This is a genomic window from Mesorhizobium sp. M2D.F.Ca.ET.226.01.1.1, assembly GCF_004022705.2.
Lineage (GTDB): Bacteria > Pseudomonadota > Alphaproteobacteria > Rhizobiales > Rhizobiaceae > Mesorhizobium.
In genome coordinates, this window is record NZ_RZOY02000005.1 from 58,976 (window position 1) to 74,549 (window position 15,574).

16 protein-coding genes and 2 tRNA genes are annotated in these 15,574 nt (G+C 63.4%); 5 read left to right on the forward strand and 13 right to left on the reverse strand.

Annotation, left to right across the window (positions count from 1 at the left end; genetic code table 11):
- Positions 1–35 precede the first annotated feature (35 nt).
- On the reverse strand, positions 36–1,712 hold the full coding sequence (locus EN869_RS12905; protein WP_127226060.1) for a sugar ABC transporter substrate-binding protein: 1,677 nt from the start codon (positions 1,710–1,712) through the stop codon (positions 36–38).
- Positions 1,713–1,992: 280 nt separating this feature from the next.
- Between EN869_RS12905 and ugpC the strand changes: the two genes are divergently transcribed.
- The 3 genes from ugpC to rbsK all read left to right on the forward strand — a co-directional run bounded on the left by ugpC (position 1,993) and on the right by rbsK (position 4,522).
- Positions 1,993–3,051: a sn-glycerol-3-phosphate ABC transporter ATP-binding protein UgpC gene (ugpC, locus tag EN869_RS12910; RefSeq protein ID WP_127226061.1), complete on the forward strand. Its 1,059-nt coding sequence runs from the start codon at positions 1,993–1,995 to the stop codon at positions 3,049–3,051.
- Between the two features lie 84 nt (positions 3,052–3,135).
- The gene (locus tag EN869_RS12915; RefSeq protein WP_127226062.1) at positions 3,136–3,588 is read left to right on the forward strand and encodes an RbsD/FucU family protein; all 453 of its coding nucleotides are present in this window, start codon (positions 3,136–3,138) and stop codon (positions 3,586–3,588) included.
- A 4-nt stretch (positions 3,589–3,592) separates the two neighbouring features.
- Positions 3,593–4,522 (forward strand): ribokinase, encoded by a 930-nt coding sequence (gene rbsK, locus EN869_RS12920; RefSeq protein ID WP_127226063.1) that lies wholly within the window; start codon positions 3,593–3,595, stop codon positions 4,520–4,522.
- A 228-nt stretch (positions 4,523–4,750) separates the two neighbouring features.
- Here rbsK and EN869_RS12925 read toward each other — a convergent pair whose 3' ends face one another.
- Positions 4,751–4,954, reverse strand: a complete 204-nt coding sequence (locus tag EN869_RS12925; protein WP_127226064.1) for a hypothetical protein — start codon at positions 4,952–4,954, stop codon at positions 4,751–4,753.
- Between the two features lie 544 nt (positions 4,955–5,498).
- Between EN869_RS12925 and EN869_RS35480 the strand changes: the two genes are divergently transcribed.
- The gene (locus EN869_RS35480; protein ID WP_281015802.1) at positions 5,499–5,630 is read left to right on the forward strand and encodes a hypothetical protein; all 132 of its coding nucleotides are present in this window, start codon (positions 5,499–5,501) and stop codon (positions 5,628–5,630) included.
- Between the two features lie 150 nt (positions 5,631–5,780).
- Here EN869_RS35480 and EN869_RS12930 read toward each other — a convergent pair whose 3' ends face one another.
- Positions 5,781–6,461, reverse strand: a complete 681-nt coding sequence (locus tag EN869_RS12930; protein WP_127226065.1) for an outer membrane protein — start codon at positions 6,459–6,461, stop codon at positions 5,781–5,783.
- A 209-nt stretch (positions 6,462–6,670) separates the two neighbouring features.
- Positions 6,671–6,747 (reverse strand) — tRNA-Asp (locus EN869_RS12935).
- Positions 6,748–6,964: 217 nt separating this feature from the next.
- Between EN869_RS12935 and EN869_RS12940 the strand changes: the two genes are divergently transcribed.
- Positions 6,965–7,040: transfer RNA gene (locus tag EN869_RS12940), tRNA-Val, on the forward strand.
- A gap of 75 nt (positions 7,041–7,115) precedes the next feature.
- On the opposite strand, the gene EN869_RS12945 is transcribed toward EN869_RS12940, so the two are convergent.
- The 9 genes from EN869_RS12945 to EN869_RS12985 all read right to left on the reverse strand — a co-directional run bounded on the left by EN869_RS12945 (position 7,116) and on the right by EN869_RS12985 (position 15,526).
- Positions 7,116–7,688, reverse strand: a complete 573-nt coding sequence (locus tag EN869_RS12945; protein WP_348630816.1) for a hypothetical protein — start codon at positions 7,686–7,688, stop codon at positions 7,116–7,118.
- Positions 7,689–7,814: 126 nt separating this feature from the next.
- The gene (locus tag EN869_RS12950) at positions 7,815–8,585 is read right to left on the reverse strand and encodes an SDR family oxidoreductase (protein WP_127226066.1); all 771 of its coding nucleotides are present in this window, start codon (positions 8,583–8,585) and stop codon (positions 7,815–7,817) included.
- A gap of 12 nt (positions 8,586–8,597) precedes the next feature.
- Positions 8,598–9,593, reverse strand: a complete 996-nt coding sequence (locus tag EN869_RS12955; protein ID WP_127226067.1) for an ABC transporter permease — start codon at positions 9,591–9,593, stop codon at positions 8,598–8,600.
- Between the two features lie 110 nt (positions 9,594–9,703).
- Complete coding sequence (locus EN869_RS12960) at positions 9,704–10,744, reverse strand: sugar ABC transporter substrate-binding protein (RefSeq protein ID WP_127226068.1); 1,041 nt, start codon at positions 10,742–10,744, stop codon at positions 9,704–9,706.
- Positions 10,745–10,773: 29 nt separating this feature from the next.
- Entirely contained in the window at positions 10,774–11,547 is a 774-nt protein-coding gene (locus EN869_RS12965; RefSeq protein ID WP_127226069.1) for an ATP-binding cassette domain-containing protein, read from the reverse strand.
- Positions 11,544–12,710: an ROK family transcriptional regulator gene (locus EN869_RS12970; protein WP_127226070.1), complete on the reverse strand. Its 1,167-nt coding sequence runs from the start codon at positions 12,708–12,710 to the stop codon at positions 11,544–11,546. Before EN869_RS12970 ends, EN869_RS12965 begins: the two co-directional genes overlap by 4 nt.
- A gap of 238 nt (positions 12,711–12,948) precedes the next feature.
- On the reverse strand, positions 12,949–13,704 hold the full coding sequence (locus EN869_RS12975; protein ID WP_127226071.1) for an ABC transporter permease: 756 nt from the start codon (positions 13,702–13,704) through the stop codon (positions 12,949–12,951).
- Entirely contained in the window at positions 13,701–14,474 is a 774-nt protein-coding gene (locus EN869_RS12980; protein WP_127226072.1) for an ABC transporter ATP-binding protein, read from the reverse strand. The genes EN869_RS12975 and EN869_RS12980 overlap by 4 nt, the downstream gene beginning before the upstream one ends.
- The gene (locus EN869_RS12985; RefSeq protein WP_189341236.1) at positions 14,474–15,526 is read right to left on the reverse strand and encodes an ABC transporter substrate-binding protein; all 1,053 of its coding nucleotides are present in this window, start codon (positions 15,524–15,526) and stop codon (positions 14,474–14,476) included. The genes EN869_RS12980 and EN869_RS12985 overlap by 1 nt, the downstream gene beginning before the upstream one ends.
- Between the last annotated feature and the right edge of the window lie 48 nt (positions 15,527–15,574).

Genomic DNA, 15,574 nt, shown 5'->3' on the forward strand with positions numbered 1-15,574 from the left:
GACTGTCGCCGGGCCGCGACTTCTCTTGAGACAGCCTACATGCCGAGCGCGGCTTTGTAGAGCTTGATCTGCTTTTCGCGGCCGATCTGGTCGGTCAGTTTCTCCCAGGCGGCAGCGATGGCATCCGCACCTTCTTGCGCCTTCATCTTGCCGGCGAAAGTGTTGGCCAGGATGTCCTCGGCGGCGCTGTAGTACTGGAAGATGCCAGGAATGCGCGGCTCGATCGCGGCGTTCGGATGGTTGTAAGAGTCGCCCTCCGACTTCAGATATGAGCTGATGAATCCCTCGTCATAGCCTGCCGCCACCCATTCCGGAATGTTGAAATGGGAGTTGCGGTAGGGCTGGAAGCCCGATGGATAGGCCGCGCACCACAGCGACAAATCCTTGCCGCCGAGATGAGCCGCCGCCGACCACGCGGCTTTCTTCTTCTTCTCATCGCTGTCAACGCGGGCCATGACATAGACACCCCAGCCCAGATAGGCGCAGTTCGGCGCATAATTCGGGCCGCTGGCAAGCTTGTCCCACTTGCCGGTCTTGGAATTGTAGACGTCGTCGGAGCCAGGCAGGATCGAGAAGCCGGTGACGTCGCCGACGACCGAGGAGTCATTGGTCTTGACGTTCGAGCCGACGTCACCCCACCACGGGATCATCGAGCCGGTGCCTGCCAGGAACTGCTGGAAGGCAGTCGTGTTCGGGTCGGCGTTGATTTGATCTTTCGGCTCGGAAGGCAGCGCATCGATCACGTCCTGGATGGCGCGCACCCAGGCGGGATTGTTGATGCGCGGCTTCATCGTGTCGGCGTCGAACAGCCAGGCCTTGTCATCTGGATGCTTGGCATAGGCCGAGGCGCGGCTGCCGAGGAAGTAGAAGCCGAAACCGCCCCAGGGCTTGGGCGCGTCGAGATAGCCATAGACGTCCTGGCCCTTGAACTTCTTGCCCTTGAGGAACTTGGTCACGGCCTGCACCTGCTGCCATGTCTTCGGCACGCCCCATTCCGTCAGGCCCGCCTTGTCGCCGCTGTCGGCCTTCCAGGCTGACGCCAACTCAGAGTCGGCGAACACGTCGGTGCGGTAGTTGAAGTTGTGCGTGTCGCCGTCGATGGTCACGCGATACTGCTTGCCGTTCCATGTGCCGACCGGAGGCTTCAGATAGGCCACCAGGTCATCCATATCGATCTGCTTCCTGACCCAGTCCGGCATCTCGGAAGTCAGCCCCTTGCCGCAGACGTCGCCTTCGAAGGGCGCACCCATCTCGACGATATCGAAGTCGATTGTATTGGTGGCTATCGCCTGCTGCAGGCGCGGATTGTAGTCGGCCTGGGCTAGGTCGATCCAGTTGATCTTGGCGCCCGTATAGGCTTCCCATGGCTTCAGGAAGCCACGGAACAGCACGTTGTGCAGGTTCTGGTTGTTGAGACCCATGAAGGTGAGCTCGACACCGGCGAACTCGCCTTGCTTGACGTTGGCCTTGGTTGCTTCCAGGCAAAGTTCGCCGACTTTCTGGAAATCGGCATCCGTCGGCTGGCCTTTGCCGACGCCCGGGATCTGCAGGATTTTCGCGCGCAGATCATCTGCGGCAGCAGCCGGCTTCGTCAGCGCACCGAGTCCGGCGCCTGACGCCGCGGCGAGCGCGGCCATGCTGGCCGCACCTTTCAGCACATCGCGGCGGGTCGCCCCGGCGCGTACCAGTTTTTCGTAAAGATCGACTCTCATAGCAAGGTTCCTCCCAGAACTTCAGTCGTGAATTGATTTTGCCAATCTCTCGGACGCCGAGACGTCTGCGGTTCTCCTATACCATAGGTGGACGTGGGACCCCACCCTGCGTCGCCTGGAGCTCCGATTCCCGGACAAGGACCGGCTGTCGGATTGGCACTGGTCACTATTCGCGTAATCGATTACCTTGTCAACAACAATGACTTTTTACCTATAAGATACCGACTTGCCCTCGCCGTGGGCAATGGCTAGCTTCACCAAAAACGACGAAGGGGAGACGATGGCTCAAGTCGCAATCAGCAGTGTGGCCAAGGCATTCGGAATGGTCAAGGTGCTGCATGAGGTCAGCGTCGACATTGCCGACGGCCAGTTCGTCGTGCTGGTCGGTCCGTCGGGGTGCGGCAAGTCCACGCTGCTCAGGATGGTGGCCGGGTTGGAGACCGTCTCCGGCGGCACGATCTCGATCGGCGACCGCGTCGTCAACAATCTGCCGCCGGCGAAGCGCGACATCGCGATGGTGTTCCAGAACTACGCGCTCTATCCGCACAAGACGGTGGAGCAGAACATGGCTTTCGCGCTGAAGCTGCGCGGCACCGACCCGGCCATCGTCGCCGAGCGGGTCAAGCGCGCCGCCGACATCCTCGACCTCGCGCCCTATCTCAAGCGCTATCCGCGCCAGCTTTCCGGCGGCCAGCGCCAGCGCGTCGCCATGGGCCGCGCCATCGTGCGCAATCCGCAGGTGTTCCTGTTCGACGAGCCGCTGTCCAACCTCGACGCCAAGCTGCGCGTGCAGATGCGCACCGAGATCAAGGAGCTGCACCAGCGGCTGAAGACGACCACCATCTACGTCACCCATGACCAGATCGAGGCCATGACCATGGCCGACAAGATTGTGGTGATGCGCGACGGCCGCATCGAGCAGGTCGGCGCGCCGCTGGAACTGTTCGACCGGCCGGCAAACCTTTTCGTCGCCGGTTTCATAGGCTCGCCTTCGATGAACCTGCTCAAGGGCACCGTGAGGAAGGGCGAAAGGCCGGTCGTCGACATTGCCGGCACGGCGTTTCCGATGCCCGCCAACAGTGCCGGCGAGGACGGTCAGGCCGTCGTCTACGGCGTACGCCCGGAGCACCTGGAGATCCATCCTGATGGCGTCGCCGCCAACATCTCCGTTGTCGAGCCGACCGGCTCGGAGACTCTGGTGTTCGTGCGCTTCGGCGAGGGGGAGATGGTGGCGCTGTTTCGCGAGCGCCACGACTTCAAACCGGGCGACACGCTGAAGCTCAGGCCCCGTCTCGACCAGGTCCACCTCTTCGACGCTGGAACCGGCAAGCGTCTTTAGAGCTTTACGCGATTCCGGACGGAAAACCGCTCACACTCTTCCTGGAATTGCTCCAGACCGCACACAGACTTCCAAGAGGGAACCATGCTCAAAGGAATCAATCCGCTGCTCAATGCCGATGTGCTCCACGCGCTGCGGGCAATGGGTCATGGCGACGACCTGATCATCGCCGACACCAACTTCCCGTCTGATTCCGTGGCGCGGCAGACCGTGCTCGGCAAGCTGCTGCGCATCGATGCGCCGGCGGCGGACGTGGTGAAGGCGGTGCTGTCGCTCTATCCGCTGGACACGTTCGTCAACGACGCGGCCGCGCGCATGGAGATCGTGGGCAAGCCGAACGAAATCCCCCCGGTGCAAAAGGAGGTCCAGAAGGAGATCGACGCGGCCGAGGGCAAGCCCTGGCCGATGATCTCGATCGAGCGCTATGCCTTTTACGAGCGCTCGAAGAAGGCCTATTGCGTGATCCAGACAGGCGAGCGCCGTTTCTACGGCTGCTTCGCCTTCCGCAAGGGTGTCGTGCCGCCGGATGCGGAGTAGGACCATGGCCACCGGCAAGCCTGTCGTGATCCTGGGTGTGTTCGTCGCCGACACCGCCTATCGCGCCGATCGCCAGCCGCGCATGGGCGAGACGATTCTCGGCAACTCCTTCAAGCTCGGCCCCGGCGGCAAGGGCTCGAACCAGGCGGTCGCGGCCGGCAAGCTCGGCGCCGACATCACCTTCCTGACGAGGCTCGGCGTCGATGCCTTCGCCGACATGGCCAAGCAGACCTGGAAGGCTGCCGGCGTGAAGAGCGCGGTCATCGACACGCCCGACAGCTATACGGGTGCTGCCTATATCTTCATCGAGGAAGGGACCGGCAACAACGCCATCATCGTCAGCCCGGGTGCGGCGATGCTCATCTCGCCCGACGACATCGAGGCCCATGCCGGCCTGATCCGCTCCGCCGGCGTCTTCGTCACCCAGCTCGAGCAGCCGATCGACGCGGCATTGAAGGCGCTGCAAATCGCGCGCGGGGCAGGGGTGACGACCATCCTCAACCCGGCGCCCGCCGCAAGCCTGCCGGACCGCATCTACACGCTCTGCGACTATGTCACGCCCAATGAGACGGAAGCCGAAGGGCTGACCGGCATCAAGGTGTCGTCGGTCGACGACGCCCGCCGCGCCGCCGACGCTCTGCTGGCCAAGGGCGTCGGAGCCGTCATCGTGACGCTTGGCGAGAAGGGCGCGTTGCTCCACACCAAGAGCCGTTCCGACCATGTCGGCGCGGTCAATGCAGGCCAGGTGGTCGAGACGACGGGTGCGGGCGATGCGTTCAATGGCGGCCTTGCCGCGGCTCTCGCAAAAGGCGTCGAGCCGCTGGAGGCCGTGCGCTTTGCCTGCGCGGTCGCGGGCATTTCGGTGACACGTCCCGGCACTGCGCCGTCAATGCCTACGCTTGGCGAGGTCGAGGCGCTTCTCGCCAAGGCCTGACGCCTGGCACCGCTTTCGCGGCTTTGTTAGCGGCTCCTCAATCTGGAACGCAACGGAGGCGAGCGCGTTCATTGTCCTGTCGGCGAGGCCGATTTGGAACGATAGGATGAAAAAGCCTTACAAGAAGCCCAGGCTCACGAAGCGGCAGAAGCTCACCGAACGGACGGCCCAGATTGTCGCTTCCGGCGTCGTTCTGGGCGAATGATTCCCTGAATCAGTTGGATAGCGCTATAAAATCCTGCTGGTCAGCTCCAGCATCGTGGTTGCGCCTTGCTCGCTGCCCGGCATATGCACCACGCGCAGGACGCGAAGGTCCTTGCTCGATCCATCCACCGGAATCGACACGCTTTCACCGACCCGTGGCAATTCCTGGAAGGCAAGTTCGTCGACATCCCTGGCGTCATCAATCGAAATGCGGCATCTCACAGCCATCTTGATCTCCCGTCATTTTTGCCCGTGGGCTGAACGAGACAAGATTGGAATGGTTCCCGGACAAAGGCGCCGCAACGCGCCGGCTTTGCCGGTGATCCGCGCGGTTGGGAGAAGAAGCGCGGCATCTGGCACGCGGTGCTCAAGGCAATACTGCCGGAATGTGCATCCGTCTTTGCCTCTAAGGGGGCCCGACAGTCGCCGTTTGGGTGTGCGGCTGTGACTGTCGGGCCTAGCCGGCCGTTGTGAGCCAGCCAGCTAATCACCACTTATATCAGCTATTGCTAAAATTATATCATGCAAACGGCTGAAAAACTCTTTCGGTTACCAAAATAGCCAGGGTAACAGCCCATCATGGCGCCGATTGCAGCGATGTAGACGGGAACAATCATCGTTGAGGCGATAGACAGCGAAGGGCGACCGGCAGTCGAGTCTCCGATGCGCTGACGCGCCGCGCTCAGTGCAACAGCCAGAAACCCGCGTCAAAGCAAGCTCCGCAAGTCGAATTTTTCCGGTGATCCCGTAAGATGTCGGTGCCGACGCCCAAGTGTATACATATCCTGGTCGCGGTCATTTCTTCACCGACGGAGAGCTTCCGGATTTCGATCCGGCCGGCACCGACCCCAGCGGCTGGGGCGACGAGGCAGCCGGCCGGTCGATCGTGGTGACAGAGGATTGACGGTGCCGCTTCTGTTTCAGGAACACGAACGTCTGCCGGCCCTGGCAACGTCAGCGGGACGCACCCCAGCTGCCGCCTCGTAGTTCGGCCGGCGCTGCTTTTTCAAGCGTCGCCGGCCATGTGGTCCGTCAGGCCCGCCGCAGGCAGCTGTCAGAATTTATAGGCGATGCCGATCCTGACCTCATTGGTCTTGACGTGTTCGTGCTCAACAAACGCAGAGTCTGTAGTGGTGGTGGCGGTCGTCACCTTGCCGAAATCGGTGTATCGATAGTCGACTTGAGCAAACCAGTTTTTGTTGATGGCGTACGCGACACCAGCACCGAGGGTCCAGCCAGCCTTAACTTGAGACTTTGAGTCCGTAGCGGGGCCATCTTCGAATTTGGTGTGAATATCCCCGAGGGCCAAGCCGCCGGTCACGTATGGCATCCAATTGTCTATGGCGTAGCCCAAGCGGCCGCGCAGAGAGCCTTGAGCGTCGACATGGGTGTTGTCGTCCGTTCCGAACGGCCAGTTGGGGTTGTGGCCCACGATCCCGGAGGCCTCAATGTCGCCTTCGACGCCGCCAACGATGTTGCCCCACTGCATGTTATAGCCGGCAAATAGGCCGCCGGTCACGCCGCGAACCTTGAAGCTATCGGAATAGTCCGTTCCGCCGCCGGTTAGCAGTTCATCATGGATGTGGTCGCGTCCCCAGGCATAGCCGATCTGTCCGCCAATATACCCACCGCTCCAGTCATAGGTTGAGGCGACCGGGAGTTCGTTCACGACATCCGCCGCCATGGCGGAGGTAAGAGTGGCGCCCAGCATCGCCGCTGCCAGAATGTATCTCATTGCGAGTCCCCGCTATCCAAATTGGCCAGAAGATAGCAGAAGAGTTGCCAAAGGGGTTCTCGTCGAAACGCTAGGTTGCATGTTTTCCTGCGAAGTTGCACTTCGGCAACACATCGCTCGACTGGCGCGCGGCGCTCAGCGCAAGAGCCGGAAACCCGCGTCAAAGCAAGCTCCGCAAGTCGAATTTTCCGGTTGATCCCGTAAGGGAATGGCGCGAGTGACGGGGCTCGAACCCGCGACCTCCGGCGTGACAGGCCGGCACTCTAACCGACTGAGCTACACCCGCGCACTGACGAGCACTGTCAGGCGTGTTCGTCGTTGGGGCGCTGGATAAGGGGTTCGTTTGCGGGTGTCAAGCGCGGCATCGAAGCATAACAGCAATCAGGAGAAGGTTTTTTGACAGCGGCGCCCAGGCTGGGGAAAACCGCACCGTCAGGGGCGCGCCGTCCGTTCATTTGGCCTTGCGAATGCGGCCCTAACTGCTTAAAGGTCCGCGCTCAAGCGGGCGATTAGCTCAGTTGGTAGAGCGCTTCGTTTACACCGAAGATGTCGGCGGTTCGAGCCCGTCATCGCCCACCAGCCTGCCGAACAAAGCTGAAACGGAACGCGGCAGCGGCCCTTGCCAGGGCCGCCACCTTATCGAGAGGCGGGCTACTACTGCCTGACGTAGCAGCGTTTTTGGGCGCCCGGAGCGGGATCGTCGCCAAAGGAGTCGTTGCTGCAGTCGACGCCGTTCCTGAAGACGTCCTGCGTGTACCGGCCGCGTGCGCCGTATCTGACCACCGCACGGCCGCTGAAATCGCAGAAGTCGCCCTCCCTGGCGCAGGCGACCCATTCGCCGCGGTCCGGGCGTGAGCCGTAATCGTTGTCGCCGTAATTGTCGTCGCCGTAGTCGTTGTCGCCGCCATAACCGCCGCGACCGCGCGCAACGTAATAGCAGGCCTTTTCTCGGCCGGGGGCAGGGTCACCGAAAACGCGATTTGAGCAAGGCACGGCCCGACGGTCGAAAAACCGGGAGGTCACTCGACCGCGGGCGCCAAAGACCACTTGCGTGGGGTAGGGCAAGCGGCAGATGCCGCCCTCACTCGCGCATCGCCGCAGCTGTTGAGCCGAGGCGGTGGCGGGGAAAAGGGCTGTGGCGGCCGCAGCCAGGCCAATGAGGCAAATGACTGCAAACGCCATTCGGATCAAGGCAGTTGGGGTTCTCGACACGATTTTGTCCTCCATGCGATTTCAAGCAAACCGCATCCTACCGCAGCCCGGTTGAATAGGCGATGAACGAGCCGGTCGTTGCAAGAGCGGCCGTCGCCAACCTCGTCGCGAGGGAAAGGGCGTCGCCGAAGAGGTAACGAATCAAGGCGGCGTCAGGCGGAAATCCTGGCCTTCCGGCAGGAGTTGGCCGCCATCGACGACAATCGTCGTGCCGGTGATGTAGCCGGCGTCGTCAGAGGCCAGGAACAGGAAGGCGTTGGCGACGTCGCGCGGCGTGCCGAGCCGCCCGAGCGGCACGGCATCCTCCATGCTCTTGATGAAGGCGGCGTCGCGATGCAGCTTCATGCCTTCGGTCAGGATGTTGCCGGGCTCGACGCCGTTGACGGTGATGCCATAGCCGGAAAACTCCAGCGCCGCGGCGCGGATGAAGCCGTTGATGCCGGCTTTGCTGGCGGAGTAGTGGCCGTGGCCGGGGCTGCTCACCTGCGGGCCGGTGATCGAGGATGTGAAGAGCATGCGGCCGCTCTGCTGTGCCTTCATTGGCGGCAGCGCGGCACGCGCGGTGTTGAAGCTGCCGCGCAGGTTGACCGCCATGACGCGGTCCCAGTCCTCTGGGCTGGTGTTCTCGATCAACTGCCAAGGATAGATGCCGGCGTTCTGGACGATGATGTCGAGGCGGCCGTGCCGCTCCAGCGCCAATGCCACGACGGCTTCAGCATCAGCCATTTTCGAAATGTCAGTGTGAATGAAGGCGGCGCCAAGCTCGTCGGCGCTCGCCTTGCCTGCCTCGGCTTCGCTGTCGGCAAGCACCAGCCTTGCGCCTTCCTCGGCAAAGCGCTCAGCAATGCCCTTGCCGATACCGCGCGCGGCGCCGACGATCGCCGCCACCTTGCCTTCAATGCGTCCGGTCATGCGAGCCGCCTTTCATGCCAGTTTTTGGCGAATGGTTTGCTTGAAAGCGTCGAGCAGCACGGCCGCCAGCACCAAGAGGCCGTGGATGACCTGGGTGAAATTGGCCGGCAGGCCCATGAGATTGATGGCGGTGTTGATGGCCGACAGAAGCAGCACGCCGGCATAGACCCCAGGCAGCGTGCCGACGCCGCCCTTCAGGCTGACGCCGCCGATGACGACGGCGGCAAACGCGTTGAAGAGGAGGCCGACGCCCAGATTGGCGGTGGCGCCGGATGTGCGGATGGCAAGCAGCCATCCGGCAAGCCCGGCGATGGCGCCGGCGAGCACGAAGGCGATGATCAGGTTGCGGTTGACGCGGATGCCGGCGCGGAAGGTCGCGGTCTCGTTGCCGCCGATCATCACCAGATGCCGGCCGAACGGCGTCTTGGCCAGAATCAGCGAGAAGGCCCCGAAGCAGCCGATGGCGATCCATGCGGTGAGCGGCAGACCGGTGAGTCGCTGGATGCCGAACCAGCGGATGGCCGGCGCCAGGTCCTGCGCCGAGCGTCCGCCGGAAACGACGAGCACCAGGCCGCGCACCCAGATGTAGGAGGCGAGCGTGATGATGAAGGCGCTCATCTTCAATCTGACGATGAGGAAGCCGTTGATGACGCCGATGACGGCGCCAACGGCAAGCGCGATGGCGAGCGACACCGGCACCATCAGCCAGTCGGGATGCAATTGCAGGCCAAGGCCGATGCCGGACGAGCAGAACATGATGCCGACCGCCATGGCGCTGAGCGCGGCGACCGATTCGACCGACAGGTCCATGTGGCCGGCGATGATGACCAGCGCCAGGCCGATCGACATGACGCCCAGCACGCTGGACGCCTCGATGATGTTGGCGAAGATGCCGAGCTGGGCGAAATTGGGAATGAAGATCGAAAACACCGCCAGCACGAAGACCAGCATGAACCAGACGAGATTGTCGAGCACGAGCTCGAGACTATGGCGGGTGCGTGGGCTCATCGGATGATCCGGTTGGGGCCGATCAGATTGGCATTAGGACAGGATTCGCGGGCACTGCGGACGCGCCGGGAGGCTCCGGGCCGCGATGGCCCGGAGCTCCGTCGGAAAGCCTATTCGACGGCCTTCACCGTATCCGTCGGCGGCTTCTGGTTGCCCCAGAAGGCGGGATTGTCGACGTTTGCCTTGGTGATCGCGGCGCCCGGGATCTTGATGTTCGGGCCCCAGGCTTCCTTGGTCACCACCGACTTCAGGCCGAGCACGTCATAGTCGCCGGGCTTGATCTCCTGCTTGTTGGCGACCTTGTCCATGAACATGGCGACGGCGGCGGCTTGCGCGTAAAGCGGCTGCTCGACCTCGACATTCAGCCAGCCCTTGCGGATCAGGTCGAGGCCGACCGGCGCGCCGTTCGAGCTCATCAGCATCACGTCGCCCGGCTTCTTGCCGGCGGCTTCGAGCGAGGCGACCGCGGCGACGGAAAGATGGGCGGCATGGCTGAAGATCAGGTCGATGTCGGGATTGGCCAGCATCTGGTCGGCGACGATGGTGCCGGCATTGCTCGCTTCCCACTGCATGGCCGGCAGCGAGATGATCTTGACGTCCGGAAACGCCTTCATCTTCTCCTCGAAACCCTTCTGGATATCGAGCGTATAAGGGTCGCCCGGATCGCCGAGCACCTGCAGGACCTTGCCTTTGACCGCGCCGTTCTTGGCCTTCAACAGCGCCTCGGCCTGGTCGGCCGCGATGTGGCCGATCTCGACCGTGCCGGCGACCGAGGTGAAATCGGAAGGCGTCGCGGTGATCTGGCGGTCGAACTCGACCACCGGGATGCCGGCCGCGCGGGCGGCTTCAACAGATGGCTTCAAGGCGTTGAAATCGACCGCCGCGAGGATGATCGCCTTGGGCTTCAGCGCGATCACGTCATTCATCTGCGATTGCTGGGCGTCGGTCTTGTTGTCGGCGTTCAGCGTTTTCAGTTCGTAGCCGACCTGCTTCAGGAACAGCTCCAGCGCGCTCACCGAGCCGGTCTGGAATTCATCGAGTAATGTCGGGACAAGGTAGTAGACGGTACCCTTGGACTGGGCGAATGCCGGCGTCAGCGAGGCAATGGCCAGTGCCAGGATACCGAAGACAGAAAGTAGCAGTCGCTTCATGTCGTTCGCTCCTCTTCTCGCCGGACCCCTCATTGTTCTCGGCCCGCCGGTCCGGCACCGGCGAGCGTCTCCCCGGTGATCATGTTGATCACCGCGTCGGGACTTGTCTTGTTGCGGGCAACGTCGCCCGCCACGACGCCCTGGCGGATCACCACGATCCGGTCGGCGACCTGGAAGGCCTGCTGCATGATGTGGGTGATGATGACGACGCCGATGCCCTGGCTTGCCACCTGGCGGATCATGTCGAGGCCGCGGCGGGTCTGTTCGACGCCGAGCGCGGCGAAGGGCTCGTCGAGCAGCACCAGCTTGCCGCCCCAGTGGACGAAGCGGTTGAGCTCGATCGCCTGCCGCTGGCCGCCCGAGAGATGCTCGACCTTGGTGCGTAGCGAGGGAATGCGCGTGCCGGCATTGGCCAGCGCCTTGCCGACCACCGCCTCCATGGCGCGCTCGTCGAGGACCGGAACGCCCAGCACCTTGCGTGTGATCTCGCGGCCCATGAAGAAGTTGGCGACCACATCGACATTGGTGCAGAGCGAGAGGTCCTGGTAGACGGTCTCGATGCCGGCGGCCTTGGCCTCGGCCGGAGATCTGGCGAGGAATTCCTTGCCTTCGAACAGCATGCGGCCGGACGTCGGTTCGAGCCCGCCGGCGATGATCTTGACCAGCGTCGACTTGCCGGCGCCGTTGTCGCCGAGCAGCGCCACGACCTCGCCGCGCCCGATCGAAAAGCTGATGCCGCGCAACGCCTGTATGGCGCCGTAGTTCTTGGTGACGTTGTCGAGGACCAGCAGGGGTTCGCTCATGCAGCGACGTCTCCGCCTTTCAGAAAATCGCCCTCGCGCTGCCGCTTGGCGGTGAAGATCTGGCCGAAGCGCGGGGAAAGCACACCCGAAACGGCAAGCGCCGCCGCCCCACGCAGCACGGCGTGCTGGCCGCCTTGCGCCACCAGAATGCGTGACGTGGTGCGATCCTTGCGGGCGGAGACCGAGTTCAGGAGCGGCTCGGCCGATGCCGCCAATCGTTCGAGCAGGGCAGTCCAGGCCAGCCCGCCGAGCACGATCGTTTCAGGATCGAAGAGGTTCTCGATGATGGCGATCGCGTTGCGGAAGACCGGTGCGACTTCGGCCACCCAGCCGGCATCGTCGCCGCTCCAGCGGCTGCGCGCGTCCAGCGAGATGTAGCGCTCGAGGCAACCGCGATTGCCGCACGGGCATGGCTCGCCGCCAGGAACAACCGGGATATGGCCGATCTCACCGGCGTTGCCCCAGGCGCCCCGCAGTACGGCGCCGTCGTGCAGCATGGCGCCGCCAAGTCCGACGCCGAAATAGAGATAATAATATTCGGAATGTTTTGTGCCGAGTCCATAGAGGCGCTCGCCCATCGCGGCGGCGGCCATGTCGTTTTCGAAGAAGGCCGGCAGGCCGGTGGCCGCCGTCAGCCGCTCGCGCAGCGGAACGTCCTGCCACCCGGCCATGGTGGTGGGGCCGACGAAGCTCATGGGCTCAACGCCGAACGGTCCCGGAAGCGCCATGCCGATGCCGATGACACGGCCGCCCGTGCGGCGTGCCGTCATTTCGGCAACCATGGTGCCGATCGCCTCGAAAGCGTCGTCAGGGGCGGCGTTGGACGCCTCGCGATGGGTGCTGTCGACCACATCGCCGCTGAGGTTGATCAGCGCCGCGTCGATGCCGAGCGGAGTGAGGTGGATGCCGATGGCATAACCGCCTTCCGGATTGATGCGCAGCGTCGCCGGCGGCAGCCCACGCCCCTTCGGCTCCTCGCGAACCGACAGGATGTAACCCTGCTCCTCCAGTTCCCGCACGATGGTCGACACGGTCTGGACGGTGAGGCCAACATGCTGGGCAATATCGCCGCGAGCGATGGGGCCGAAGCGGCGGATGGATTCGAGCACGATGCGCCGGTTGTACGGCCGCCCGAACTCCTGATTGGTGCCCCGCAATGCCATGCCTTGCGCTCCCAGATCAGCGGAAGACTTGCAGAGAAGATTTATTCAGTCAAATGGAATTCAAAAATTTTTGGATGCGCTGCAACAGATGCCGGTCGCGAGCGCCTTTTCGCAGCGGCAAGCCTTCAGCACATGGAATCAGCGGGGAAGATGGAAGCGGTCTGCGACTCATGGAGTCGCTAACCGCTCCAAGCCTTTGTTTTTGCAGAATGCCGATTGGGTGCGCTGCGCACTTTTCCTAATAACGGATCACCCGCCGCTCGATCAGCACGACGATGCAGAACAACGCGATCGACAGCGACGACGACAGTACGATCGCCGCATAGAGGCGGTCGGACTGGTAGTTGAATGTCGCCTGGATGATCAGCGCGCCAAGTCCCTTGTCCGAGCCGATCCATTCGCCGACGATGGCGCCGATGATGGCGGTAGCCGAGGCAATCCTGAGCGAGGAGAACAGCATCGGCAGCGCGCGCGGCAGCCGCAGGCCCCAGAAAATCTCCGAGCGCGTCGCTGACAGCACGCGGAACAGCTCGTGCTCGTTGTCGCCGGCCGAATCGAGACCGCGGATCATGTTCACCAGCGTCGGGAAGAAGCAGATCACCGCGGCGATGACGATCTTCGGCGTCATGCCGATACCGAAGATCAGGATGATGATCGGCGACAGCGCCAGGATCGGAATGGTGTTGAAGAACAGCACGATCGGAAAATAGGCGGCCTGCAGGATGCGGCTGTGCACGAAGAGCACGGCGAGCAGCACGGCGGCCAGATTGCCGATGACGAAGCCGGCCAGCGCCTCGATCAAGGTCGGCCTCAGATTGTCGATGAGAAGGGCAAAATTCCTTTGGAACACGCCGAAGATCGCCGTCGGGGTCGGCACGATATAGGCCGGCACGCCGAGCAGCGGCAGAAGGTATTGCCAGGCAATCAGGATCGAAGCCGCGCCGAGAGCCGGCAGCGCAATCGCCATTTGCGGGGAGAGCGGCGCCTGTCTCACGACGCGCGCTCCAGCGCCGTGCGCAGATCGGCCATGGCGGCGACAATTGAAGGATCCTCGCGCTTGCAGCGATTGCCTTCCTGCTTGAAGGGCCGCATGTCGAGGTCCTTGACGACGCGTCCGGGATTGGCGGCCAGCACGATGACGCGCTCACCGAGATAGGCGGCTTCGGCGATCGAATGCGTGACGAAGAGGATGGTCGTGCCGGTGCGTCGCCAGAGCGCCAGAAGCTCGTCGTTCAATCGGTCGCGCGTGATCTCGTCCAGCGCGCCGAAGGGTTCGTCCATCAAAAGCAGTTTCGGTTCGCCGATCAGGGCGCGCGCAATCGCCACGCGCTGGCGCTGGCCGCCGGAGAGCTGGTGTGGCAGGCGCTCCCTGAGGCCGCCGAGGCCCATGAGCTCCAGCAACTCCGTGCTGCGGTCCTCGATCTTGCGGGTCAGGCTGCGCTGACCGACGCCGAGCGGCAGGCGCACATTGTCGAGCACCGTGCGCCAGGGCAGGAGGGTCGAATCCTGGAAGACGAAGCCGACATCGCGGCGCGAGCGCACCGTATGCGGCGTTTCGCCAAGCACGCTGATTGAGCCGCCCAGCGGGTCGAGCAGGTCGGCAACCACCCTGAGCAAGGTCGACTTGCCGCAACCGGACGGGCCAAGGATCGACAGGAGGGAGCCGGCCGCGACGGTCAGGTCGAGGCCGGAGAGCACTTTGACGGCCGCCTGCCGGCCGCCATAGCCGACATCCAGCTGTCGCGCTTCAATCGCGTCTGGCATCACGCTGCGGGCGCGTCGAGCTTGGGCCGGTCGGCGGCCGAGAGCTCCAGGATGTTGGTGGTATAGACATCTTTGGCGGCTGGGCGCCCGTTCGGATACTGGCCGACCTTGTCGAGCAGCGTCAGTTGGTCCTCGATCGAGGCCGGATCGAACGTGCCCCAGCCGTCCTTGGCGGTCGCGCCGTCGAAGGAAAGCTTCAGCACCAGATTGATGGTCTTTTCCTCCCAGCCGAGATCCATTTCGGGATAGGCAGCGACCATCTTTTTCACGGCTTCCTGCGGGTTGGCATGCACCCAGCCCCAGCCCTTGCCGACGGCGCCGATGAATTTTGCCAGCGTGTCGGCATTCTCATCGATTGCCTTGTCGGTGGCAAAATAGACGTCCGCATAGGAGCTCAGCCCAAGATCGCGCGTCAGCAGGTCGATGCGGTCGTCGCCGACGACGCTCAGCGCCTGCGTGTTGGTGATCCAGCCGCCGATGGCGTCGACATCGCCGCGCACCAGGGGCGCCTTGTCGAAGCCGACATTGACGATGGTGACCTCCGACGGGTCGATGCCGTTCTTGGCCAGTATTTCGTCGATGACGAAGCGCGCCGTCGGCTGGATGCCGATCTTCTTGCCCTTGAGGTCGGCAACACCGCGGATCGGCTTGGCCGGCTTGGAGGTCAGCGCGTAGGGACCGGTACGGAACCCGCAGGCAATGATCTTCACCGGCACGCCGCTGGCGCGCGCGGCGTAGAGTTGCGGCGTTTCGGAAAACTGGCCGAGCTGCGCCGAGCCGGAGACGACCGGCGGCACGGTCGAGGCGTTCGGGCCGCCGGGGCTGAACTCGACCTCCAGCCCGGCATCCTTGAAATAGCCGTTGGCGACGGCCGCGATGTCGCCGATCTGTCCGTTGGACATCAGCCAGTCATACTGGATGACGACCTTGCCGGCGGCTCTAGCGCCCGGCGTCAGCAATAGCTGCATGCCGGCGGACACAGCGGCCACGGCCACCATGCCGCCTTTCACGAAAGCGCGACGATTCAATTCGAAGTCCCTGTTCCCACTCATTTTTCGCTCCTGTTGCAGACTTTCTCGTCTCTTCTTCAGGCGCCGCCC

Excerpts from the sequence above, each read along its gene's own strand:
- EN869_RS12905 (WP_127226060.1), bottom strand. The coding sequence starts at position 1,712 with ATGAGAGTCGATCTTTACGAAAAACTGGTACGCGCCGGGGCGACCCGC.
- ugpC (WP_127226061.1), top strand. The coding sequence starts at position 1,993 with ATGGCTCAAGTCGCAATCAGCAGTGTGGCCAAGGCATTCGGAATGGTC.
- EN869_RS12915 (WP_127226062.1), top strand. The coding sequence starts at position 3,136 with ATGCTCAAAGGAATCAATCCGCTGCTCAATGCCGATGTGCTCCACGCG.
- rbsK (WP_127226063.1), top strand. The coding sequence starts at position 3,593 with ATGGCCACCGGCAAGCCTGTCGTGATCCTGGGTGTGTTCGTCGCCGAC.
- EN869_RS12925 (WP_127226064.1), bottom strand. The coding sequence starts at position 4,954 with ATGGCTGTGAGATGCCGCATTTCGATTGATGACGCCAGGGATGTCGAC.
- EN869_RS12930 (WP_127226065.1), bottom strand. The coding sequence starts at position 6,461 with ATGAGATACATTCTGGCAGCGGCGATGCTGGGCGCCACTCTTACCTCC.
- EN869_RS12945 (WP_348630816.1), bottom strand. The coding sequence starts at position 7,688 with ATGGAGGACAAAATCGTGTCGAGAACCCCAACTGCCTTGATCCGAATG.
- EN869_RS12950 (WP_127226066.1), bottom strand. The coding sequence starts at position 8,585 with ATGACCGGACGCATTGAAGGCAAGGTGGCGGCGATCGTCGGCGCCGCG.
- EN869_RS12955 (WP_127226067.1), bottom strand. The coding sequence starts at position 9,593 with ATGAGCCCACGCACCCGCCATAGTCTCGAGCTCGTGCTCGACAATCTC.
- EN869_RS12960 (WP_127226068.1), bottom strand. The coding sequence starts at position 10,744 with ATGAAGCGACTGCTACTTTCTGTCTTCGGTATCCTGGCACTGGCCATT.
- EN869_RS12965 (WP_127226069.1), bottom strand. The coding sequence starts at position 11,547 with ATGAGCGAACCCCTGCTGGTCCTCGACAACGTCACCAAGAACTACGGC.
- EN869_RS12970 (WP_127226070.1), bottom strand. The coding sequence starts at position 12,710 with ATGGCATTGCGGGGCACCAATCAGGAGTTCGGGCGGCCGTACAACCGG.
- EN869_RS12980 (WP_127226072.1), bottom strand. The coding sequence starts at position 14,474 with ATGCCAGACGCGATTGAAGCGCGACAGCTGGATGTCGGCTATGGCGGC.
- EN869_RS12985 (WP_189341236.1), bottom strand. The coding sequence starts at position 15,526 with ATGAGTGGGAACAGGGACTTCGAATTGAATCGTCGCGCTTTCGTGAAA.